General features: G+C 71.7%; 22 protein-coding genes. 3 read left to right on the top strand and 19 right to left on the bottom strand.

Translation table 11 applies throughout. From position 1 onward, the window contains the following. Positions 1 to 19: 19 nt before the first annotated feature. The 8 genes from EV684_RS09675 to guaB form a co-directional block, all read right to left on the bottom strand. Complete coding sequence (locus EV684_RS09675) at positions 20 to 3,154, bottom strand: efflux RND transporter permease subunit (RefSeq protein ID WP_132646610.1); 3,135 nt, start codon at positions 3,152 to 3,154, stop codon at positions 20 to 22. 16 nt (positions 3,155 to 3,170) lie between these two features. After that, positions 3,171 to 4,283, bottom strand: a complete 1,113-nt coding sequence (locus EV684_RS09680; protein ID WP_132646612.1) for an efflux RND transporter periplasmic adaptor subunit — start codon at positions 4,281 to 4,283, stop codon at positions 3,171 to 3,173. Beyond that, positions 4,280 to 4,843, bottom strand: coding sequence for a hypothetical protein (locus tag EV684_RS09685; RefSeq protein ID WP_132646614.1), 564 nt, complete (start codon positions 4,841 to 4,843; stop codon positions 4,280 to 4,282). Before EV684_RS09685 ends, EV684_RS09680 begins: the two co-directional genes overlap by 4 nt. Further along, the gene (locus tag EV684_RS09690; protein ID WP_132646616.1) at positions 4,840 to 6,069 is read right to left on the bottom strand and encodes a TolC family protein; all 1,230 of its coding nucleotides are present in this window, start codon (positions 6,067 to 6,069) and stop codon (positions 4,840 to 4,842) included. The genes EV684_RS09685 and EV684_RS09690 overlap by 4 nt, the downstream gene beginning before the upstream one ends. Before the next feature lie 232 nt (positions 6,070 to 6,301). Beyond that, entirely contained in the window at positions 6,302 to 6,703 is a 402-nt protein-coding gene (locus EV684_RS09695) for a hypothetical protein (RefSeq protein WP_132646618.1), read from the bottom strand. Between the two features lie 44 nt (positions 6,704 to 6,747). Next, positions 6,748 to 8,352 (bottom strand): glutamine-hydrolyzing GMP synthase, encoded by a 1,605-nt coding sequence (gene guaA, locus EV684_RS09700; protein ID WP_132646620.1) that lies wholly within the window; start codon positions 8,350 to 8,352, stop codon positions 6,748 to 6,750. 79 nt (positions 8,353 to 8,431) lie between these two features. After that, on the bottom strand, positions 8,432 to 9,700 hold the full coding sequence (locus EV684_RS09705) for an MFS transporter (protein ID WP_375138642.1): 1,269 nt from the start codon (positions 9,698 to 9,700) through the stop codon (positions 8,432 to 8,434). Beyond that, the gene (gene guaB, locus EV684_RS09710) at positions 9,697 to 11,169 is read right to left on the bottom strand and encodes an IMP dehydrogenase (RefSeq protein WP_132646622.1); all 1,473 of its coding nucleotides are present in this window, start codon (positions 11,167 to 11,169) and stop codon (positions 9,697 to 9,699) included. The genes EV684_RS09705 and guaB overlap by 4 nt, the downstream gene beginning before the upstream one ends. A 111-nt stretch (positions 11,170 to 11,280) precedes the next feature. Between guaB and EV684_RS09715 the strand changes: the two genes are divergently transcribed. Further along, the gene (locus EV684_RS09715) at positions 11,281 to 11,778 is read left to right on the top strand and encodes a DUF4124 domain-containing protein (protein ID WP_132646624.1); all 498 of its coding nucleotides are present in this window, start codon (positions 11,281 to 11,283) and stop codon (positions 11,776 to 11,778) included. Positions 11,779 to 11,785: 7 nt separating this feature from the next. On the opposite strand, the gene EV684_RS09720 is transcribed toward EV684_RS09715, so the two are convergent. Together EV684_RS09720 and EV684_RS09725 are read right to left on the bottom strand one after the other, a co-directional pair. After that, positions 11,786 to 12,058, bottom strand: coding sequence for an RnfH family protein (locus EV684_RS09720; RefSeq protein WP_132646626.1), 273 nt, complete (start codon positions 12,056 to 12,058; stop codon positions 11,786 to 11,788). 16 nt (positions 12,059 to 12,074) lie between these two features. Beyond that, positions 12,075 to 12,527 (bottom strand): type II toxin-antitoxin system RatA family toxin, encoded by a 453-nt coding sequence (locus EV684_RS09725; protein ID WP_132646628.1) that lies wholly within the window; start codon positions 12,525 to 12,527, stop codon positions 12,075 to 12,077. Positions 12,528 to 12,570: 43 nt separating this feature from the next. On the opposite strand from EV684_RS09725, the gene smpB reads away from it, so the two are divergent. Both smpB and EV684_RS09735 read left to right on the top strand, forming a co-directional pair. Next, on the top strand, positions 12,571 to 13,038 hold the full coding sequence (smpB, locus tag EV684_RS09730) for an SsrA-binding protein SmpB (RefSeq protein ID WP_132646630.1): 468 nt from the start codon (positions 12,571 to 12,573) through the stop codon (positions 13,036 to 13,038). A gap of 91 nt (positions 13,039 to 13,129) precedes the next feature. Continuing rightward, positions 13,130 to 13,519, top strand: coding sequence for a VOC family protein (locus tag EV684_RS09735; RefSeq protein WP_132646884.1), 390 nt, complete (start codon positions 13,130 to 13,132; stop codon positions 13,517 to 13,519). On the opposite strand, the gene EV684_RS09740 is transcribed toward EV684_RS09735, so the two are convergent. The 9 genes from EV684_RS09740 to EV684_RS09780 all read right to left on the bottom strand — a co-directional run bounded on the left by EV684_RS09740 (position 13,510) and on the right by EV684_RS09780 (position 22,605). Then, positions 13,510 to 14,154 carry a helix-turn-helix domain-containing protein gene (locus EV684_RS09740; protein ID WP_132646632.1) on the bottom strand — a complete coding sequence of 215 codons (645 nt, stop codon included), beginning with the start codon at positions 14,152 to 14,154 and terminating at the stop codon, positions 13,510 to 13,512. The genes EV684_RS09735 and EV684_RS09740 overlap by 10 nt on opposite strands. Positions 14,155 to 14,159: 5 nt before the next feature. Beyond that, positions 14,160 to 15,314 (bottom strand): PLP-dependent transferase, encoded by a 1,155-nt coding sequence (locus EV684_RS09745; RefSeq protein ID WP_132646634.1) that lies wholly within the window; start codon positions 15,312 to 15,314, stop codon positions 14,160 to 14,162. Between the two features lie 15 nt (positions 15,315 to 15,329). Continuing rightward, positions 15,330 to 16,718 carry a 30S ribosomal protein S12 methylthiotransferase RimO gene (gene rimO / locus EV684_RS09750; RefSeq protein WP_132646636.1) on the bottom strand — a complete coding sequence of 463 codons (1,389 nt, stop codon included), beginning with the start codon at positions 16,716 to 16,718 and terminating at the stop codon, positions 15,330 to 15,332. Between the two features lie 43 nt (positions 16,719 to 16,761). Then, positions 16,762 to 17,253, bottom strand: a complete 492-nt coding sequence (gene phaR, locus EV684_RS09755) for a polyhydroxyalkanoate synthesis repressor PhaR (RefSeq protein ID WP_132646638.1) — start codon at positions 17,251 to 17,253, stop codon at positions 16,762 to 16,764. A gap of 68 nt (positions 17,254 to 17,321) precedes the next feature. Then, a complete protein-coding gene (locus EV684_RS09760) occupies positions 17,322 to 18,173 on the bottom strand; it encodes an alpha/beta hydrolase (protein WP_132646640.1) in 852 nt (283 codons plus the stop codon). Then, positions 18,170 to 19,633: a hypothetical protein gene (locus tag EV684_RS09765; protein ID WP_132646642.1), complete on the bottom strand. Its 1,464-nt coding sequence runs from the start codon at positions 19,631 to 19,633 to the stop codon at positions 18,170 to 18,172. Before EV684_RS09765 ends, EV684_RS09760 begins: the two co-directional genes overlap by 4 nt. Next, the gene (locus tag EV684_RS09770; protein WP_132646644.1) at positions 19,633 to 20,703 is read right to left on the bottom strand and encodes an alpha/beta fold hydrolase; all 1,071 of its coding nucleotides are present in this window, start codon (positions 20,701 to 20,703) and stop codon (positions 19,633 to 19,635) included. Before EV684_RS09770 ends, EV684_RS09765 begins: the two co-directional genes overlap by 1 nt. 4 nt (positions 20,704 to 20,707) lie before the next feature. After that, complete coding sequence (locus tag EV684_RS09775) at positions 20,708 to 22,303, bottom strand: alkaline phosphatase family protein (protein WP_132646646.1); 1,596 nt, start codon at positions 22,301 to 22,303, stop codon at positions 20,708 to 20,710. After that, positions 22,300 to 22,605: an acyl carrier protein gene (locus tag EV684_RS09780; RefSeq protein ID WP_132646648.1), complete on the bottom strand. Its 306-nt coding sequence runs from the start codon at positions 22,603 to 22,605 to the stop codon at positions 22,300 to 22,302. The genes EV684_RS09775 and EV684_RS09780 overlap by 4 nt, the downstream gene beginning before the upstream one ends. Positions 22,606 to 22,607 lie beyond the last annotated feature (2 nt).

A 22,607-nucleotide genomic window follows, 5' to 3' on the forward strand; every position in this document is an offset into this window, starting at 1 on the left:
ATGATCTCCGACAGGGGGTTCAGAAAGCCTCGCGCGGCCGGCCCGGGGGCTCGTCGGACGGCGAAGCGAGCAGACGTTCGGCGGCTTCGCGGCCCCAGCGCAGGAACATCACCGGCGTCAGCAGCGTGTCCAGCAGCGTCGAGCTCACCAGGCCGCCGAAGATGACGACGGCCACCGGGTGCAGGATCTCCTTGCCCGGTGCGTCGCCCGACATCAGCAGCGGCGTCAGCGCGAACGCGGCCACCAGCGCCGTCATCAGGACCGGCGTCAGCCGCTCGAGCGAGCCGCGCACGACCATCGCCTCGCCGAAGGGCTCGCCTTCCAGCCGCATCAGGTTGAGGTAGTGGCTGATCTTCAGGATGCCGTTGCGCGAGGCGATGCCGGCCAGCGTGATGAAGCCGATCATCGAGGCCACCGACAGCGTCACGCCGGCCAGCCAAATCGCGACGACGCTGCCGATTAGCGCCAGCGGGATGTTGGCCATGACGATCGCCGCCAGCAGCGCCGAGCGGTAGCGCGAAAACAGCACCAGGAACACCATCGCCAGCGACACCAGCGACAGGGCCGCGATCAGCCGCGTCGCCTCCTCCTGCGCCTGGAACTGGCCTTCGAGGCTGACCGAGACGCCCGGCGGCAGCGCCGTCGCGGCGATCGCGGCGCGGATCTCGCCGACGATGCGCGCCATGTCCGAGCCGTCGCTGTTGGCGTAGACGACGATGCGCCGCCGGCCGTTCTCGCGTCCGATCTGGTTCGGGCCGTCGGTCTGCTCGACGGTCGCGATCGCCGACACCGGGATCCGGCCCGAGGGCGTGTCGATCAGCGCCTGCGCCAGCGGCCGCGGGCCGCGCGCGTCGTCGGGCAGGCGCAGCACCAGGTCGTAGCGGCGGGCGCCGTCGATGATCTGCGCCGCCGGCACGCCGTCGGTCAGGGCCTGCAGCACGCGCACCGCCTCGCCCGGCGACAGGCCGGCCTGCGCCGCCTTGCGATGGTCCAGGCGCACGACGAGCTGCGGGATCAGCACCTGCTTCTCGACGCTCAGGTCGACCAGCCCGGCCACGCCGGCCAGCCGCTGGCGCAGCTGTTCGGCGACGCCGCGCAGCGTGTCGGTGTCCTCGCCGAAGACCTTCACCGCGACCTGCGCGCGCACGCCCGACAGCAGGTGGTCCAGCCGGTGCGAGATCGGCTGGCCGACGCTGACCTGCGCCGGCAGCACCGCCAGCACCCGCCGCAGATCGGCCATCACCGCCTCGCGGCCGCGCCCGCCGGGCTTCAGGTCGACCTCGATCTCCGACGAGTGCACGCCCTCGGCGTGTTCGTCGAGCTCGGCACGGCCGGTGCGGCGGCCGACCTGGGCGACCTCGGGCACCGTGAGCAGCAGCGACTCGGCGAGCGCGCCCATGCGCCGGCTCTCCTGCAGCGAGGTCCCGGGGTCGAACAGCAGGCCGACGACCGCCGAGCCTTCGTTGAAGGCCGGGAGGAAGGCCCGCGGGAAGAACGGCACGCTGGCCGCGGCGGCGGCCACCGCGACGGCGGCCGAGCCGATCAGCAGCGTCGAGCGCCGGAACGACCAGGCCAGCAGGCGCTCGTCCCAGCGCTTGAGCCGGGCCACCAGCGCGCTGTCGCCGTGGTCGAGGTTCTTCATGCGCGGCAGCAGCCACGACGCCAGCGCCGGCGTCACCGTCATCGACACCCCCATCGACGCCAGCACCGAGACGATGTAGGCGATGCCCAGCGGCGTGAACAGCCGCCCCTCGATGCCCGGCAGCGCGAACAGCGGCACGAAGACGAGCACCACGATGACCGTCGCGTAGACGATGCCCGAGCGCACCTCGACGCTGGCCTGGCGCACGACCTCGAACACCGGCAGCGGCTCGGCCAGCCGGCGGTTGTGCCGCAGCCGCCGCAGGATGTTCTCGACGTCGACCACCGCGTCGTCGACCAGTTCGCCGATGGCGATCGCCAGCCCGCCGAGCGTCATCACGTTGATCGACTGGCCCAGCGCCTTGAAGACCAGCGCCGTCACCGCCAGCGACAGCGGGATCGCCAGCAGCGAGATCAGCGTCGTGCGCGCCGACAGCAGGAACGCGAACAGCACGATCGCGACCATCAGCGCGCCGTCGCGCAGCGCCTCGCCGACGTTGGCCACCGAAGCCTGGATGAAGTCGGCCTGGCGGAACAGGACCTCGGGGGCGGCCAGGCCGGCCGGCCGCGCGCGCGCGAGCTCGTCGAGCGCGGCCTCGATCGCGCGCGTCACGCGCACCGTGTCGGCGTCGGGCTGCTTCTGGATGCTGAGGATCACCGCGGGGGCGCCGTCGTGCCCGGCGTCGCCACGCTTGACGCCGGCGGCGAAGCCGACCCGCGCGACCTGCTCGAGCAGGATCGGCCGCCCGTCGCGCCAGGCGACGGCCAGGCCCTGCAGGTCCTCGGCACGCGTGGTGCGGGCGAGGTGCCGGATCAGGACCTCGCGGCCGCCGAGATCGACGAAGCCGCCGCCGGCGTTGGCGGCGAAGCCCTGCAGCGCGGCCTCGATCTGGCCGAGCGAGACGCCGGCCAGCGCCATGCGCGCGGTGTCGGGCTCGACACGCAGCTGGCGCACCTCGCCGCCGATCGGGATCACCTGCGCGACGCCCGGCACCGACAGCAGCCGCGGCCGCAGCACGAAGTCGGCGTACTCGCGCGCCTGCATCGGCGTCACCGCCGCGCGCGCCGACGCGTCCAGCGGCAGCGCCAGCAGCATCACCTCGCCCATGATCGACGAGACCGGCCCCATGGCCGGGTTGACGCCCGCGGGCATCTGCTCGCGCACCAGCGCCAGCCGTTCGGCGACGAGCTGCCGGTTGCGATAGACGTCGGTGCCCCAGGCGAACTCGGCGTAGACCACCGACAGGCCGACGCCGGAGGTCGAGCGCACCCGCGTGACCCCCGGCATGCCGTTGAGCGCCGTCTCCAGCGGGTAGGTCACGCGCTGCTCGACCTCCTCGGGCGCCATCCCGCCGGCTTCGGTCATGACGGTGACGACCGGCTTGTCGAGCGCCGGAAAGACGTCGACCGGCATGCGCAGCGCGCTCAGCGCGCCGTAGACCAGCAGCAGCGCCGCGAAGGCCAGCACCAGCAGCCGGTTGCGCAGGCTGTGGCGCACGATCCAGTTGAACATGGCGTCTCCCGGGGCTTCAGCGGATCTGGGCGATCAGATTCGCGCCCTGGACGACGACGCGCACGCCGGGCTCGACGCCCTGCACGACGACCCGCGTCGCATCCAGCGGCTGCGCGCGCACGGGCTGCGGCACGAAACGTTCGGCGCTGGTCTTGAGCCAGACCACCGGCTCGTTGGCGGCGTTGCGCACCACGGCGTCGGCGGGCAGCACGACGCCTTTCAGGCTGCCGGCCAGCCGGGCGACGACCTGGACGGGCTGGCCCAGCGCCAGCGCCAGCGGCAGCGCGCCGCGACCCGAGGCGCGGAAGCTCACCGGCATCGCGCCGTCGCGCAGCGAGCGCGCCGCGCCCAGCAGCTTCAGCTCGACGCCGGGATGGCCGAGCAGCGCCGCGCCGACGATGCCCGCCGCGATCGCCGGGTCGGACGTCGTCGCCTCGATCAGCAGCCGGCCGGGATCGACGACCTCGAACAGCAGGTCACGCGGCTCGACCACCTGGCCGGCGACGACGTCGGCGCGCGCGATGACGCCGTCGACCGGGGCCAACAGCGCCTCGGCAGCGCCGACGCTGCCGGCCAGGGCTCGCTCGCGGCCGGCCAGGCTCTGCACCGCGGCCTGCGCGGCCTCGATCTCCCGGCGCGCCACCGTGCCTTCGAGCGACTGCAGGCGCTGGGCCTGCTGCCGCGCCAGCTGCAGTTCGGCGCGGACCTCGGCCAGCTGGGCGCGCTGATTGGCGCGCTCGAGCGGGCTCGGCTGGAACACGACCCGGGCCAGGACCTCGCCCTTGCGCACACGCTGCCCCGGCACCGGCAGGCCGCGCGGCCCGGGATGCACGGTGCCCCCGGTGGCCGTCTGCACGCGGCCGCTGCTGTTCGGGTCCATCACGACGCGCGCCGGCAGCTCGACGCTGGCCGCGGCGTCGCTCAGCTCGCCGAGCTGGGTGCGGATCTGCAGCCGGCGCTGCGCCGGCATCGGCAGCACGACGCTGCCGTCGGGCAGGCGGGCCAGGACGTCGGCGCTCGCCGCGGCGGGCGCCGCGTCCAGGTGCTCGCCGTTCGGGCCGTGGGCCCCCGGGCCGGCGTGGGCCGCGGCGGCCAGCGCCAGCAAAGGCAGGACGAACAGGCGCTTCATGCCGTGGTCTCCGGGAAGCGGCGCCGGCGTCGGCGCCAGACGATGCCCAGGCCCGCCGCAGCGGCCAGGACGAGCAGCGCGGGGCCGGCCAGCCGGCGCAGGCCGGGCCCGGCGTCGGGCGTCTCACCGGCCACCGGCGCCGCCGGCATGTCCAGCGTCGCGTCGAGCAGGTCGGCCTCGTCGCCGGCGGTCACCGTCAGCACCAGCGGGTGCGGACCGGGCCGGGCCAGCGCGGCGACGAAGGCGGCATCCTCGACGCGGTAGTCGCCCCGCGCGGCCCGGTAGCGGGCGACCGTCTGCAGCGCATCGAGCTGGAGTTCGAGCGCCGCCGCGGCCACCGGCTCGCCGCTGGCGAAGCGGTTGAGCCACAGCGTCAGCGCGCCGTCTTCCAGCCGGCCGACGAGCTCGAACAGCGGAGTCGACGCCTCGAAGCGCGGCCCGGTGGCGGTGGCGGCCGCCGGCGGGTGCGGGGCATCGCCGTGCGGTTCGTCGCCGTGGGCGACGGCCGCGCCGGCGGCGATGGCCAGGGCCATCGCCCCGGCGTGAAGCAGTGGGTTCATGGCATCACTCCTCGTGCCTGTTCGAGCCGGATCACCGCCAGCGCCGCGGCGACCGCCTGGCGGCGCGCCGCCGCCTCGGCCTGCGCGGCTTGCGACAGCGCCCGCAAGGTGTCCGGCAGCGGGGTCTGCCCGGCGTCGAACGAGGTGTGGATCAGCGCGGCGCGCTCGCGCAGCAGCCGGGCCCGGGCGGTCTCGTTGTCCAGTTGCCGGCGGGCCGCCTCGGCCTCGCGTTCGGCGTCGCCGAGCTCGAGGTCCAGCCGGCGCCGGACCTCGGCCTCGCCGGCCTCGGCCAGTTCGACCTCGGCCAGCGCGGCGCTCATCAGCGGCTCGTTGCGGTCGGCGGTGGCCAAGGGGATGCGCAGCGCGACGCCGATGCCGCGCGTGTCGGGCTCGCCGCCGGCCACTTCCTGGTGGGCGCGCACGATGAGCTCGGGCGCGTCGCGGCGCGACAGCCGCACCGACTCCAGGCGCTTGCGGGCCAGCGCCAGCCGGGCCGTCGCTTCGCGCAGCAGCGGGTGCTCGACGGGCGCGCCGGACGGCGCCGCGCCGCGGGGTGCCGGCGGCGGCGGAGGCATCGCTGCCAGTCCGGTCAGCGCGGTCCAGCGCGCTTCGGCCGCCTGCAACTGCAGCTTCGCCTGCGCCTGCGCATCCAGCTGGGCCAGATGCTCGGCATCGGCGGCGAGCGCGTCGGCACGCGCCAGCTCGCCCGCCTTCACGCGGCGCGCGACGTCGGCGGCCAGGGCCTGCAGCGCCTGCGCCTGCAGTTCGGCGGACTCGAGCTCGGCGCGCCGGGCCAAGACCGCCGCCGCGGCGTCCAGGACCGAGCGGGCCATCTGCAGCCGCGCGGCGTCGGTGGCCGCGGCCGCCGCCTGCGCCTGGGCCTCGGCGGCCGCCAGGCGCGCGTCGCGCTGGCCGGGCAGCCAGAGCGGCAGCGCGATGCCGAGCTCGGTCTCCCGGCTGGCGACGCCGGGCCGCTGGCGCTTGCGCAGCTGCTCCAGCTCCACCGCCGGCGAGCCGGCCCAGAACGAGGCCGCCGCCGCACGCTCGGCCAGGGCGGAGCGCCGCTGGCCGCCGGCCTCGGCCGCCTGCACGCTGCGCTGCCAGGCCGCTTCGACGGCGCTGCGCCAGTCGCCGGCCGGCACGGGAGCCGCCGTCTGGGCCGCCGCCTGCAGCACGAAGGCCAGCCCCAGCAGGCCGCTCGCGTGCCGGATGACGATGCCGGCCATGTCAGCGCGGGCCGCGGGAGGGAGCGCCCATCGTCCCACCCTCGCCGGCCCTGCGGGCATCGGGCGCGGGAGGGGCGAAGAAGGGGGACGTCGCGTGCGCGACGTCGACGGCAGGCAAAGCCAGGGAGGGCATGGGACACCTCGAAGATCTGACGCGTGGACCGCGGGTCCACGCAGCGGCCCGCGCCGTACGGGCGCGGGTGCTCACGGCCTCAGGCGAGGCCGGACGGGGTCAGATGCTTCGGGGTGGGCGCTCCTGGCCATCGGTCAGATGGCTGGGAGCGGGGGCGTCGAGCGACGACGCGTGGGACTCCGGGGCCCAGCCCGGAGCCGGGACGACCGGCATCGCGCCGAGCAGCGGCGACATCGAGCAGCTGGCGCTGCAGGTGTTGCACTTGGCGGCGGCGCCCGATGCGCCATGAGGGTCGGCGGCGGCTTCCTCGGCCTCGTGCGCGCCGTCCGCGTGGTCGGCCACCGCCGGCTCGCAGTCGTGCTGCGCCACGGCCGTGACCGCGTGCTCGCCATGCGACACGGCGGCCGCATGCCCGGCGCACAGCAGCACCTCGGCCACCGCGCCCCGCAAGGGCAGCAGCAGCGCCAGGAGCACCAGCACCAGGAGGCGGATCGTCTTCACGCGGGGGAGCTTAGCACCGTCGCTTCAGGCGCGGAGGGGGCGGCTCACTCCCACTCGATCGTCGCCGGCGGCTTGCTGCTGACGTCGTAGGTGACGCGGTTGATGCCGCGGACCTCGTTGATGATGCGGCTGGAGACCTTCTTCAGTAGCGCGTACGGCAGCTCGGCCCAGTCGGCGGTCATGAAGTCGCTGGTCTGCACGGCGCGCAGCGCGACGACGTAGTCGTAGGTGCGGCCGTCGCCCATCACGCCGACGCTCTTGACCGGCAGGAAGACGGTGAAGGCCTGGCTGGTCAGGTCGTACCAGGTCTTGCCGCTGGCCTCGTCGCGGAAGTTGCGCAGCTCCTCGATGAAGATCGCGTCGGCGCGGCGCAGCAGGTCGGCGTAGTCCTTCTTCACCTCGCCGAGGATGCGCACGCCCAGGCCCGGGCCCGGGAACGGATGGCGGTAGACCATCTCGTGCGGCAGGCCGAGCGCCACACCCAGCTCGCGCACCTCGTCCTTGAACAGGTCGCGCAGCGGCTCCAGCAGCTTCAGGCCCAGCTGCTCGGGCAGGCCGCCGACGTTGTGGTGGCTCTTGATCGTCGTCGCCTTCTTGGTCTTGGCGCCGCCCGACTCGATGACGTCGGGGTAGATCGTGCCCTGGGCGAGGAAGGTCGCGCCCTTGTGGCCGCCGGTGCCGGCCTTCAGCTTGGCGGCCTCGGCCTTGAAGACGTCGACGAACAGGCGGCCGATGATCTTGCGCTTGGCCTCGGGGTCGGAGACGCCGGCCAGTTCGCCCAGGAACAGCTCGCTGGCGTCGACGCGGATCACGCGGGCGTGCAGCTTGCCGGCGAACATGTCCATCACCATGTCGCCTTCGTTCAGGCGCAGCAGGCCGTGGTCGACGAAGACGCAGGTCAGCTGCTCGCCGATGGCGCGGTGGATCAGCGCCGCGGCGACGCTGGAGTCGACGCCGCCGGACAGGCCGAGGATGACCTCCTCGTCACCGACCTGCTCGCGGATGCGGGCCACGGCTTCCTCGACGTGATCACGCATCACCCAGTCGGGCTTCGCGCCGGCGATCTGCAGCACGAAACGTTCGAGCAGCGCGCGGCCCTGCACGGTGTGCGTGACCTCGGGGTGGAACTGCACCGCGTAGTAGCCGCGTGCCTCGTCGGCCATGCCGGCGATCGGGCAGCTCGGCGTGCTGGCCATCAGCTTGAAGCCCGGCGGCAGCGCGGTGACCTTGTCGCCGTGGCTCATCCAGACCTTGAGCATGCCGTGGCCTTCGGCCGTGGCGAAGTCCTGGATGCCTTCGAGCAGCTTCGTGTGGCCGTGGGCGCGCACCTCGGCGTAGCCGAACTCGCGTGTCTTGCCGCCCTCGACCGCGCCGCCCAGCTGCGCGGCCATGGTCTGCATGCCGTAGCAGATGCCCAGCACCGGCACGCCCAGGTCCCACACCGCCTGCGGCGCGCGCAGGTCCTCGGCCTCGTAGGTGCTGGCGTGGCTGCCCGACAGGATGATCGCCTTGGGCGCGAACTCGCGCACGAAGGCGTCGGAGACGTCGTTGGGGTGGATCTCGCAGTAGACGTGCGCCTCGCGCACGCGACGTGCGATCAGCTGGGTGACCTGCGAACCGAAGTCGAGGATGAGGATCTTGTCGTGCATCGTCGGGCTCTGAAGCGAAGAAGGCCCGCCGCGCGCACCACGTCTTGCAGGACGGGGCGGCGAGGCAGGCGGGAGTCGGTCACGCGGCGTTGGTGGCCAGCCGCGCTCGGCGTTGTTTGCGGAAGTGGGCGATCGCGAAGGCCAGCGCCAGGGCCTGCAGCACCGCGGAGAAGAACATCGGCGTGCCGATGCGCCAGTCGCCCTGCGGCAGGTTGGACACCAGGCCCAGCAGCGGCGCGGCCAGCGTCGGCGCGACGACGGCCATCAAGCTGTTGAGCGAACTCACCGAGCCCATCGTCTGGCCCTGGTTGTCGTGCTGCGCCGCGCCCGAGACCAGGCCCTGCAGCGACGCGGTGATGGTGTTGCCGAGGATGTTGGCGGCGATGACGACATACATCATCCAGCCCTCGGTGACGAGGCCGAAGGCGACGAAGGCCAGTGTCGACGACAGCAGCCCCATCACCGCCAGACGCTGCGCGCCGTAGTGCTTGAGCAGACGCCCCAGCAGCCCGCCCTGCACGATCGCCGACACCAGGCCGATCGCGAACAGCGACCAGCCGTTCTGCGCCGGGCCCCAGCCGAACTTGAAGGTCGTGTAGAGCACCCAGGTCGTGTACAGCGAGAACTGCGCCAGCGCGGCGCAGGCCAGCACGATGACCAGCGCGCCGACCCCTTTGAGCTGCGCCAGCTCCCTCAGCGCCGACAGCGGGTTGGCGCGCTTCCACTGGAAGGGCCGGCGCTTGTCCAGCGGCAGCGACTCCGGCAGCACGAAGTAGCCGTAGGCCAGGTTCAGCAGCGCCAGCGTGCCGGCGACGAAGAACGGCAGGTGCGGGTCGATGCCGCCGAGCAGCCCGCCGATCACCGGCCCGAGGATGAAGCCGATGCCGAACATCGCGCCCAGCATGCCGAAACGTTTGGCGCGCTCCTGCGGTGGCGTGATGTCGGCGACGTAGGCGTTGGCGACCGCGGCGTTGGCCTGCATCGCGCCGCCGACGATGCGCGACGCGACCAGCATCCAGATCGACGTCGACAGCGCGGTGACGAAGAAGTTGAACGCCAGGCCGCAGAAGCCCAGCAGCAGCACCGGGCGGCGGCCGTAGCGGTCGGACAGCGCGCCCAGGATGGGCGCGCCGATGAAACACGCCACCGCGTACGAGAACGCGACGACGCCGTACCAGTAGGTCTGCTCGGCCGGGCTGGTGGTGAAGACACCGACCAGCGCCGGCAGCACCGGCGAGATGACGCCCACCGCCAGCATGTCGATGAGCACGACCAGCATGATGAAACGCATCGCTGCCGGCCGGCCGCCGGGATGCACCGGCGCGGGGGACGTCTCCAAGCCGATCACTCCATGCGGTAGTTCGGCGCTTCCTTCGTGATCTGCACGTCGTGCACGTGGCTCTCACGAATGCCGGCGGCGGTGATCTCGACGAACTCGGCCTTGCTGGCCATCTCCTCGACCGTCGCGCAGCCGCAGTAGCCCATCGACGCGCGCAGGCCGCCGGCCATCTGGTAGACGATGGACAGCATCGAACCCTTGTACGGCACGCGGCCCTCGATGCCCTCGGGCACGAGCTTGTCGGCGTTGGGGTTCGAGGTCTCGTCGTTTTCCTGGAAGTAGCGGTCGGCGGAACCGGCCTTCATCGCCCCGATCGAGCCCATGCCGCGGTAGCTCTTGTAGCTGCGGCCCTGGTAGAGGATGACCTCGCCCGGCGCTTCTTCGGTGCCGGCGAACATGCCGCCCATCATCACCGTGCTGGCGCCGGCGGCGACGGCCTTGGCGATGTCGCCCGAGTAGCGGATGCCGCCGTCGGCGATCAGCGGCACGCCACTGCCGCGCAGCGCGGTGGCGACGTTGTCGATCGCGGTGATCTGCGGCACACCGACGCCGGCGATGATGCGCGTCGTGCAGATCGAGCCCGGGCCGATGCCGACCTTGACCGCGTCGGCGCCGGCCTCGACCAGCGCCAGCGCGGCCGCGCCGGTGGCGATGTTGCCGCCGATGACGTCGACCTGCGGGAAGTTCTTCTTCACCCAGCGCACGCGCTCGATGACGCCGGCGCTGTGGCCGTGCGCGGTGTCGACGACGAGCACGTCGACGCCGGCCTTGACCAGCAGCTCGACACGCTCCTCGGTGCCCTCGCCGACGCCGACCGCGGCGCCGACACGCAGCTTGCCGTGGCTGTCGCGCGCGGCGTTCGGGAAGTCGGTCTGCTTGGTGATGTCCTTCACCGTCATCAGCCCGCGCAGCTCGAAGGCTTCGTTGACGACGAGCACACGCTCGAGCTTGTGGCGGTGCATCAGCTCCTTGGCCTCGTCCAGCGAGGCTTCCTCGCCGACCCAGACCAGACGCTCGCGCGGCGTCATGACCTCGCGCACCGGGGCGTCCAGGCGGGCCTCGAAGCGCAGGTCGCGGTTGGTGACGATGCCGACGACCTTCGGGCCTTCGAGCACCGGGAAGCCGGAGAAGCCGTGCTGGCGCGACAGTTCGCGCACCTCGCGCACCGTCGTCTCGGGCGTCACCGTGATCGGGTCGCGCAGCACGCCCGACTCGTAACGCTTGACGCGTGCCACTTCCGCCGCCTGCTGCTTGGGCGTGAAGTTCTTGTGCACGATGCCGATCCCGCCCTCCTGCGCGATGGCGATCGCCAGGCGCGCTTCGGTCACCGTGTCCATGGCCGCCGACACGAGCGGCAGGTTCAGGGCGATGTTGCGGGAGAGACGGGTCTTGAGGCTGGTGTCGCGGGGCAACACCTGGGAGTACGCCGGCACCAACAACACATCGTCGAAGGTGAGCGCTTTGCCGAGTAGGCGCATGCTGAGGAAAGCTCCAGACGCAAAAGCGGATTATAGGGAAGAGTCGACGCCCTCCGCAGGTGCTGCGCTTTCGTCAAATGCCGGCCCGCCGTGGAGCACTACACTGCCCCGATGCCGCCCGTCCGCCCGTCCCTGCTGCGCCCGCTCGTCCTCGCCGCCTGCCTGCTCGCCTTCGTGGGCACGGTCCAGGCGCAGTGGATCTGGCGCGACCGCAACGGCCAGATCACGGCCAGCGACCTGCCCCCGCCGCGCGAGGTGGCCGACAAGGACATCATCCAGCGGCCGTCCAGCGCACGCCGCCTGCCCCCGCCGCCCGCGGCCGCCAGCGCCGCCTCGGCACCGACAGCGGCCAAGGTCGACCCCGTGCTCGAGCAGCGCCGCCGCGCCGCCGAGCAGGAGCAGCAGTCCAGGCTCAAGGTCGAGCAGGAGCGCGTGGCCCAGGCGCGCGCCGAGAACTGCCGCCGCGCCAAGGCGCAGCTCGCGGGGCTGCAGAGCGGTCAGCGCATCGCGCGCCTCAACGAGAAGGGCGAACGCGAGTTCCTCGACGACAAGGGCCGCGCCGAGGAGTCGCGCCGCGCCGAGGGCATCATCGCCTCGGACTGCGACTGAACCCGGTTCAGCGAGCGCCGCGGTAACGTTGCCGGCGCGCTTCTTTCGGGTCCACCGTCAGCGGGCGGTACAGCTCGACGCGGTCGCCGTCGCGCAGCACGGTCCGGGGCGGTTGCACGCGGCCCCAGATGCCGGCGTCCAGCGCCCCGAGCGCCAGCCCGTGGCGTTCGGCCAGACCGCTGGCACGCAAGGCCTCGACCAGCGTCGTGCCGGCGGCGAGTTCCAGTTCGACGCGGTCGGTGGCGTGCGGCGCGGCGCAATAGACGACTTCGACGCGCATCGTGTGCCCGGCGTGCTCAGCGAGCGCCGTAGACCGACTCGGCGCGTTTGACGAAGCAGTCGACCAGCGTGTTGGCGACGCGGTCGAAGACCGGGCTGACGACGGTCTCCAGCGTCTTGCCCGCGAAGGCGTAGCGCAGGTCGAGCTCGACCTTGCAGGCACGCGCCTCGGGCCCGGCACCGCCCAGCGGGTGGAAGAGCCAGGTGCCTTCGAGCAGCGAGAACGGGCCGTCGACCAGCTTCATCAGCACGCACTCGGGCGGCGTGTTCTCGTTGCGGGTGGTGAACGCGTGTTTCACCCCCATGTAGTGCATGCCCAGCCGAGCGGTGACGCCGTCCTCGTGCGTCTCCAGCACGTCGGCGCGGTCGCACCAGGGCAGGAACTGCGGATAGTGGTGGACGTCCGTCACCAGGTCGTACATCTCCCTCGGGGAGTACCACAGCAGGACCGACTTCTTCACGTGCTTCATACAATGCTTCGATTGTAGGGGGCTGCCCCTTCACGACGACTCCATGGCCAACATCGCAGAAAACCGCCGCGCCCGATTCGAGTACCACATCGAGGAGCAGTACGAGGCCGGCATCGTGCTGTCGGGCTGGGAGATCAAGGCCATCCGCGCCGGCCAGGTGCAGCTGACCGACGGCTACGTGCTGGTGCGCGACGGCGAGCTGTTCCTGATCGGCTGCCGCATCAACGCGCTGCGTTCGGCGTCCACCCACGTGCTGCCCGAGCCCGACCGCACGAAGAAGCTGCTGATGAAGAAGGACGAGATCCGTCGTCTCGTCGGCAAGGTCGAGCAGAAGGGTTTCACCCTCGTGCCGCTGAACCTGCACTACAAGGGCGGGCGGGTGAAGGCCGAGATCGCGCTGGCCAAGGGCAAGGCGCTGCACGACAAGCGCGACACCGAGAAGAAGCGCGACTGGGAGCGCGAGAAGGGCCGGCTGATGCGGCACAAGGTGTCGGGGCCGGCGAAGGACTGACGCCGGGCGGCATGTCCCCGCTGTCGGGTTCGTTCAAGACGCCGGCGCCGGCATCGCGCAGCATCGGGCCTTCACCCGCATGCCCCGCACCATGAAGCTCGCCTACACCATCCTCTACGTCGACGACGTCGCCGCCAGCCTGGCGTTCTACCGTGCCGCCTTCGGCCTCGCGCAGCGCTTCCTGCACGACAGCGGCGACTACGGCGAACTCGACACCGGCAGCACGACGCTGGCCTTCTCGTCGCGCCGCCTGCTGCGCGAGATGGGCCACCACCCGCAGCGGCCCGACGCCCGGGCGCCGTGTTTCGAGATCGCGCTGACCACCGACGACGTGCCCGCGGCGATGCAGCGCGCCATCGAAGCCGGCGCGCTGCCGATGCAGGAGCCGCGGCAGATGCCCTGGGGCCAGACCGTGGCCTACGTCGCCGATCCGGAAGGGTTCCTGGTCGAGCTCTGCACGCCGGTCACGGCTCAGGCGTAACCGGGTTCGGCCAGCAGCGCCAGCAGGTCGGCGCGCCGGCGCAGAGCGCCCGGCGCCAGCCCGAACCAGGCGCGCAGTTCGCGCGTCAGGTGCGCCTGGTCGGCGTAGCCGTGCTGCACGGCCAGGTCGGCCAGCGGCAAGCCCGTGGACAAGGCACGGGCGGCACGCCGTGCACGCGCCAGGCCCTGCCAGTAGCGCGGCGGGCGGCCGGTGGCCGCGTGCAGCAGGCGCTCCAGCGTGCGCTCGCCGACGCCGAGCTGGCGGCGTGCCGCCAGCACGCCCCCAGCCACGGCCAGCGCCTGCAGCGCCTCGTCCAGGCGAGCGTCCAGTCGCACGTGTTCGGCGATCAGCGCCAGCGCCTCGGCCTCGTCGCGCTCCGGGCGCGCCTGCAGCGCGGCCAGCAGCGGCGCCGCGGCGATGCAGGCCGCCGGGCGCAGGCGAAAACCGACGAAACGGTCGCCGGCCTCGCTGCGCACGGTATAGGCGCGGGCCGGCAGTTCGGAGACGAACCAGGCTGGCCGCGCCCCGTTCGGGCAGGACAGGATCAGGTCGCGACAGCCGTCGGGCAGCACCGTCGCGTCGACGACCTCGACGGCCAACGATCGCCAGCAGGCCAGGACCGCCGGCGCCTCCATGCGCTTCAGTCCGCCAGCGCGGCCAGCGTCTGCTCCAGGTCGGCCTTCAGGTCGGCCACCTCTTCGAGGCCGATCGAGAAACGCACCACGGTACCGTCGTAGGCGGGCCGGGCGCGCATCTGCTTCAGGTCGTAGGGCACGACCAGGCTCATCGGCCCGGCCCAGGAGTAGCCGATGCCGAACAGCTGCAGCGCGTCGACGAAACGGTCGACCTGGGCGCTCGTGAAACGCGGGTCGACGATCACCGAGAACAGGCCGGCCGCGGCACGGCAAGTGGTTTTCCAATGCTCGTGGCCGGGCGCGCCGGCCAGCGCCGGGTGCAGCACACGCGTGAACTCGGGCCGCGTGGTGCACCAGGCGGCGAGTTCACGCCCTGCCGCGTCAGCGGCGTGATAACGCAGCGACAGCGACGGCAGCGAACGCAGCATCGCCTCGGCGTCGTTGGCGCCGACGCCCTGCCCCAGCCGGCCGTGCGTCATGTGGATGCGGTCGGCCAGTTCGGCGTCACGCGTGACGACCGAGCCCATCAGCACGTCGCCGCCGCCCGAGGGGTACTTGGTCAGCGCCTGCATGACGACGTCGATGCCGAGATCGAAACCGCAGAACGCGAGGCCCGCACCCCAGGTGTTGTCCAGCGCCGTCGTCACGCCGCGTGCGCGGCAGAGCTCGACCAGCGCCGGCAGGTCCGGGAACTCCATCGTCACCGAGCCCGCAGCCTCCAGCCAGACGAGTTTCGTCGCCGGGCCGATGGCCGCGGCCAGCGAGGCCGGGTCCATCGGGTCGTAGAGCTTGTGCGTGATGCCCCAGGCGGCGAGTTCACGCCGCGCCAGTTCACGGCTCGGGCCGTAGACGTTGTCGGGCAGCAGCAGCTCGTCGCCGCTCTTCAGCAGCGCCATGTTCACCAGCGCGATCGCCGCCAGCCCGCTGGGCACCAGCACGCAGTGCGTGCCGCCTTCCAGCGTCGCGATGCGTTCTTCGAGCGTGAAGGTCGTCGGCGTGCCGTGCAGGCCGTAGGTGTAGCCGTTGCGGTGGCGCCAGTCGCGCGCACGCATCGCCGCGACGTCCGGGAACAGCACCGTCGAGGCCTTGTGCACGCCGACCTGCGGCGCATCGAAACCGGCCGGCGGCCGGTACGGGTGGTGGATCAGTCGGGTGGTCATGGAAGGTTCAGGGGGTCAGAGCGCCATCGCGACGAGATCGTGCCCTTCGGCGGCGACGATGCGCGCCCGCACGAACTCGCCGACCTTCAGCGTGCGCGAGGCCTTCTGCGGCGGCAGCAGGCGCACGCTGCCGTCGATCTCGGGCGCGTCGGCATAGCTCCGCCCGACGCCGCCCTTGCGGCCCAGCGCCGGCGCGTGGTCGACCAGCACCTGCATCGTCTGTCCGACGCGGCGCTGCAGCCTGGCCACCGACACCGCCTCGGCGACTTCCATGAAACGCGCGCGGCGCTCCTCGCGCACCGCGTCGGGCAGCGCGCCCGGCAGCTCGTTGGCCGGGGCGCCGGCCACCGGCGAATAGGCGAAGCAGCCGGCGCGGTCGATCTGGGCTTCGCGCACGAAGTCCAGCAGGGTCTGGAACTCGGCCTCGGTCTCGCCGGGGAAACCGGCGATGAAGGTCGAGCGCACGACGAGCTCGGGGCACAGCTCGCGCCAGCGTGCCAGGCGCTCGAGGTTGCGCTCGCCGCTGGCCGGGCGCTTCATGCGCTTCAAGACGTCCGGATGGGCGTGCTGGAACGGCACGTCCAGGTACGGCAGGATGCGCCCTTCGGCCATCAGCGGCAGCACCTCGTCGACGTGCGGGTACGGGTAGACGTAGTGCAACCGCACCCAGGCGCCGTGCGCCTCGGCCAGCCTGGCCAGCTGCTCGCAGAGCTCGGCGAAACGGGTCTTCACCGGGCGGCCGTCCCAGAAGCCGGTGCGGTACTGGACGTCCACGCCGTAGGCGCCGGTGTCCTGGCTGACGACGAGCAGCTCCTTGACGCCGTTCTCGAACAGCGCCTTCGCTTCGCCGAGCACCTCGCCGACCGGGCGCGAGACCAGGTCGCCGCGCATCGTCGGGATGATGCAGAAGCTGCAGCGGTGGTTGCAGCCTTCGCTGATCTTCAGGTACGCGTAGTGGCGCGGCGTCAGCTTGATGCCGGCCTCGCCGCGGAACTCGGCGCGCACTTCGGGCACGAGGTCGACGAAGGGGTCGTGCGGCTTGGGCACGTGGCGGTGCACCGCGTCCATCACCTCCTGCGTCGCGTGCGGGCCGGTGACCGCCAGCACCTTGGGGTGCACCTGCTGCACCATGTTGCCGCCGGCCTCACCGGCACGTGCGCCCAGGCAGCCGGTGACGATGACGCGGCCGTTCTCGGCCAGCGCCTCGCCGATCGTGTCCAGGCTCTCCTTGACGGCGTCGTCGATGAAGCCGCAGGTGTTGACGATGACGAGGTCGGCGCCGGCGAAGGTTTTCGAGGTGCGGTAGCCCTCGGCGGCGAGCTGGGTGAGGATCAGCTCGGAGTCGGTCAGCGCCTTGGGGCAGCCCAGCGACGCGAAGGCGACGGTCGGAACGGTTTCATGCATCGACGGATTTTCCCAAATCCGCCGGCACCCCGGCTGTGAACGCTTAGCGCTTTCCCGGCGGGAAGCGCCCGAACACCGCCATCTGGTCCTGCATCGCCTCGAACACGGCGCGCGACTGGTCGAGGTAGCTCGTCATCAGGTTCGGGAACACCGGTGGCTTGCCGCCGACGAACTGCTGCTGCAGTTCGACGAAGGCCTTCAGGTTCTGCTCGAGCATCGCGCCCATCGGGCCCTGCATCGCGCTGCCGTAGAAGCGGATGATCTGCGCCAGCATCTCGGTGCTGAACATCGGCACGCCGCCGGACTCTTCCTCGAGGATGATCTGCAGCAGGATGCTGCGCGTGAGCTCGTCGCCGGTCTTGGCGTCGCGCACCTCGAAGTCCTCGCCGCCCATCACCATGCGCTTGACGTCGGCCAGCGTGATGTAGCTGCTGGTGCGCGTGTCGTAGAGACGCCGGTTGGGGTACTTCTTCAGCGTCCTCGGTCCGGGCTGGGCGTTGGCGTCGGCGGCCGGAGCACGGCGGGACGTGGGCATGCGGCAAGGCTCCTGTCGGTGGGTCGAGCGCCGATTCTAGAAGCGCAGCGCCCGTGCACCGCCACGGATTACCCTGCGGCCGCCACCGGCGCGAAGACCTCCGCCAGGAAGGCGTCGACGGCCTCGGTCGGCTCGCCCTCCTGCCCCAGGCGCTCGTTGAGCTCGGCGTGCGTCAGCGCCAGCGGCAGCGAGCGCGCGCGGCCGCCGCGTTCGACCAGCCGGGCGGCGAAGCGTTCGGACTGGCGCACCGAATCCTCGCGCAGCGACGAGCACACCAGCAGCACCGGGGGCGGTGCCGTCAGCGTCGCCGCGCGGTGCCAGGGTGAAGCCGATTCCCAGCCCTCGCGCGCATCGCCGAAGGCGCGGTCGTGCAGCGGCAGGTGCACGCCCTGCATCACCTCGACGACGTCGAGCGCGGCGCTGTCGACCAGCACCGCGGCGGCCGGCGGCTTGCACCCGGCGTCGGCCGCCAGCGCCGTGTCGGCCAGCACCAGCGCCGCGAGGTGCGCGCCGGTCGAATGGCCGAGCACGACGATGCGCCCGGCGTCGCCGCCCCAGCCGGCGCACTCGCGCTGCACGAAGGCCAGCGCGCGCGCGACGTCGGCGGCCTGCTCGCGTGGGTCGGCCCAGGGCAGGCGGCGGTAGTTCAGCGCGACGAGGATCCAGCCCTTCGGGCCCCAGTGCGCCAGCTTGTGGCCGACGACCTGCGGCTGCTGCTTGTCGCCGGTGATCCAGGCGCCGCCGTGCACGACGACGAGCACCGGCGCGGCCTGCGCCTGCGCCGGACGGTAGACGTCCAGCCGCTGCGCCGGCCAGCGGCCGTAGGCCAGGTCGGCGTCGAAGACGACGCCCGGCGGCAGCGCAGGCGCCGGCTCGGCGCTGTCGCGCCGCCGCAGCCAGCCGCCGGTGTCGGGGCTCACCGCTTCAGCGCCTCGTTGGCGGCGAAGTGGATCTCGCAGCCGCCGCGCGGGTTGGGCACGTAGCGGTCGCCGCCCAGCGGCATGATCTTCGGCCCGAACGGGTTGGCGGTGCCGCAGAACAGCCCGTACGGCGAGGACACCAGCGTGCGCAGGCCCATGTTGTACGGGTTGTCGAAGCCGTTGTTCGTCACCGGCACCCAGTTCTCGCCGTCGAAGCTGCGGTACAGGTCGAAGCCCGAGTGGTGGTCGAAGATCGCCTGCGCGCCGACGTGGTTGATGACGTTGGCGAAGGCCTCCGGCCAGCGGCTGCGGTTGGCGTAGCCGACCAGCGTGCTCCACTCGAAGGTGCTGAGGTAGAGCCAGCCGTCGTGCTCCACCATGCGCCAGAAGTAGCCGTTGAAGAAGTTGTTGAAGCCGGGCATGTAGCCCGACAGCGGGATCTTTCGGCCCTGCGGCGTGTCGCGCTCGTCGCCGACCAGCAGGTCCCAGGAACCGTCGGGCCAGACCCGCACCAGTTCCGGCGGCGCCGGGCCGACCTTGTTGGCGGTGTCGATGCCGCCGCCCTGGATGCCGCTGCCGATGTAGAGCGCGCCCTTGAAGGGCAGCATCGACAGCGTGCACTGGTTGAGCTTGCCGCGCCCGGCACCGCGCTCGATCACCTTCTCCCAGACGTAGGGCTTCTCGCCTTCGCAGGTGCTGCGCCAGACCTGGTAGCCCTCGAGGTTGAAGGTGCCGACGTAGAGATGGTCGCCGAAGCCGCACATCTCGAAGATCGTCTTGTTGCCCGGGTCGCCGAAGCCGAAGTCGCTGACCGGCTCCCAGCCGCCGTGCGAGGGGTCGGCGCTCTCGTAGACGACCGAGTGCGCGGAGATGTTCGGGTTGCCGCCGCGCGAGCCCGCCGGCGTCGTGAACAGCCGCCCCTTGAACTCGGTGACGGTGCGGATCGTCGTCACCGGCAGCCCGGTGAGGCCGGGCTCGCAGGTCGGCACGAAGTTGCGGCCGTCTTCCGAGCGCAGCAGGTGCGGCCCCGGCCCGCGCGCCGGCGACCAGGTGCTGACGAACAGCGCCGGCGGCTCGACGCCGCGGCCGGAGTAGACCAGCATGCCGCGCAGCCCCAGCTCGCGCGGGATCGGCTTGCCGTGGCTGCCGAGGATCGTCGGCGACTTGAACACGCGTTCCCACTCGTCGGTGAGCGGGTCATAACGCCAGATCTCGGCGTGCATGTCCAGGTCGAACGGGTTCTCGGGGCACTCGACCGGCCAGACGTCCATCGCGATCGGCAGCCGCGCCTTCATGAACGGGAAGTTGCCGCGTGTCGTGCCGACGTAGAGATGGCCGTTGAACCAGGCCATCGAGTGCGCGTAGGCGTTGTTGCCGTCGCCGAAACCGCCGCGTGCGACGCAGCGGAAATCGCGCCGGTTGAGCCCGGGCCAGATCCCGAGCCGGTTGGCTTGAACCATCAGACCGTCACTGCCATGTCGGAGATGTAGCGTGCGAGTGCGTCGTGGGCCTCGTCGGGCGTGGCGTACGGCCCGATGTGGCCGCGCTCGCGGGTGCTGAAATGCCAGGCGCCGTCGACCTTGAAGACACGGTCGCTGCGGAAGTGGCGGCGTTGCTCCTCGCCCGAGCGCACGACCGGGCGGCGCGAGTAGTCACCGCGCCAGAAACGTTCGCACTCGTGCATCACGTCGGCGGCGCGCGAGACGGGGAAGAAGTGGCCGGCGTCGCGCACGCGGCGGAACTCGCCGTGCGGCCAGACCTCGAGCAGTTCGCCGCCGGTCAGCCGCGCCTGCGAGTGGTCGCCGTAGAGCGCGAGGATCGGGAACAGCAGCCGGCGCAGCGACTCGAGCGTCAGCCCGTCGTCGCCCATCAGCTGGGTGCCGGCGGCGGTCTCGTCCATCAGCTTGACCCACTGCATCGCGGTGCGCTTGCCCTGGCGGCCGAGCATCGGGCCGACGAGCGCGAGCAGGTCCTCGCCCACCGGCTCGTGACGGATCTGCAGGTGCGCCACCTCGGTCAGCAGGCGGTGGCCGAAGTACGGGTCGTGCGTGTCCAGCGCCAGGCCGTGGCGGTCCAGCACCGACTGCACGTAGGCGCGCCGGCTCCATTCGCGCGGCACCGCGTGGCGGCGCACGGCGGAGATGTGGCTGTCGCAGAGCACCAGGCTGGCGAAACGCGCCGGGTCGCTGCAGGCGGCGTTGAGCGCGACGACGCCACCGAAGCTGTGCGCCACGAGGTGGGCGCGGGCGATGCCCAGCTCGTCCATCAGGCCGAGCAGGTCCTGGCCCAGCGCCTGCGGCGTGTAGCCCTCGGGCGTGATCTCGGAGCGGCCGTGGCCGCGCAGGTCGAACAGCGTGACCCGGTAGCGCTTGGCGAAGGCCTGCGCATAGGGCAGATACCAGAACGCCATGTTCGCGGCGAGGCCGTGGACCATCACCAAGTCCTCGCGCGCAGCACCGTGATGGTGGTGATGCGGCTCGTCGACCTGGAGGACGTTCAGGCGCGCGCCGCGGACCAGCGCGTGCGGCATGCGTCTACTCCATGTAGCCCAGCAGCTGCAGCTGGGCCATGATCTGCGCCTTCTCGTCGTCGGCCATCGCGTCGCCGTCGCCGCGCTTGGCGCCGGTGGTCGGCGCGCCGATGAGCACCGGATGCGCCTCCTTGTGCGCCGCGGTGAACATCGCCTCGGGCACCTGGCCCTCGAAGTCGCTGGGCACCGGCAGGCCCAGGCTGTAGAGCAGCGTGGCGCCGACGTCCATGATGCGGCGCCGGCCGATCTGCTTGCCTTCGGAGATGCCGGGGCCGCAGGCGATGAACACGCCGTCGGGGTGGTGGGTGCCGGCGGCTTCGGGGCGCTTCTCGACGACCGGCAGCTTGTTCTTGATCGACACGAAGCCGAAGTCGCGCAGCACGAGCTGCAGGTCGGGCGCGTCACCCATCGCCGAGCCCGGGAAGACGTCCTCGCGCTTGTGGATCTCGGTGACGATGCGCTCGCCGGTCTCCGGGTCGCGGAAGTCTTCCAGGTCGCGGATCAGGCGTTCACGCGTGGCTTCGTACTCGGCCAGCGGGATGCCGGGCTGGCCGGGCTCGCGCGCGACGCGGATATTGATGCCGTTGCTCGACGGCGTGCGGCAGTAGGCCACCGTCTTGCTCCAGTCGAGGTAGGCGAACATGCTGTCCTCGCGCCGGCGGCCCTCCTCGGTGTCGGGCACCGGCTTCCACGCCAGCCAGCCCTTCTCGCCGAGGTAGGTGTTGATGCGCACGACCTCGGTCGTCGCGGTGAAGCCGTGGTCCGAGGCCATGAAGACCTGCACCTCGGGGCCGGCGGCGGTGACCAGGGCCTCGATGAAGCTGTCGAGCTGGCGGAAGTAGTCCAGGCACAGCGCACGCATGCGCAGGTGGTATTCGCCGTCCTCCGGGCTCTGCAGCGCCGGGTCGAGGTACTGCCAGGCCTGGTGCTGCAGCTTGTCGACCCCGTCGAACATCACCGCCATCAGGTCCGGCGCTTCCTCGCGCATCAGGTATTCGGCGATGCGGAACCACTGCTTCTCGCGCGGCAGGTGGTAGCGCACCCAGTTCTCGCGGTCGTGGTCCGACAGGCTTTCCATCGCCTGCTTTTCCTGCTCGAAGTCCCAGGCGAGTTCCTGCGCGCTGAACTCCGGAATCGCCTTCAGGCGGTCGTACAGGTCCGCCGGCGTCGTGTTGCGGCGCAGGTGGCGCCAGGGCACGAAACCCGGGACCATGAAACCGTTGAGGTCCTTCGGCGGCGGCGCCGTGAACGGGAAGTTCAGCGCCGCGACCTTCTTGCCCTGCCGGCTGGCGATCGACCAGATCGTCTCGACGCGGCAGTCGCGCGAGTCGTAGAGCGTGAAGAACACGTCCTCGCCGCGCTCCTCGGCACGGATGAAGTCGAACACGCCGTGGTGGCCGGGGCTGCGCCCGGTCATCAGCGACACCCAGGCCGGGGGCGTCAGCGGGTTGGGCGTGGAGCGCAGCTTGGAGCGCGTGCCGCGCTTGAACAGGCTGCCCAGGAAAGGCATCACCGGCGCGCCGTCGGCGGCCGTGGTGAGCTGGTCGAGGACGGTGAAGGTGGCCCCGTCCATCCCGATGAAAAGCGTCTTGACGGTCACGTCGCGGTTCCCCCGCCTGCGGCGATACGGGTTTCGATGAAGGCGGCGATCTGGCTCACGGACAAATCGCCGACATAACTGCCATCGCGCATCAGGAGATTCTGGAAACCGAGTTTCCGGGAATAGGCTTCCTCGAGCGCGACGCAGAGCTGGATGATGTCGACGGAGGCGAATTCGAGATTCGCCACGAGTAACGTCGAGGGGCCGACGCCGCCGTCTAGCTCGAGCCCCCAGTCTTGAATCAGATCCTCGATCACCGCAATCACGGTGGCCTCGGCGGTCGCCTTCAGCAGACTGCTCATGC

It is taken from the genome of Rubrivivax gelatinosus, assembly GCF_004340905.1.
Lineage (GTDB): Bacteria > Pseudomonadota > Gammaproteobacteria > Burkholderiales > Burkholderiaceae_C > Rubrivivax > Rubrivivax gelatinosus.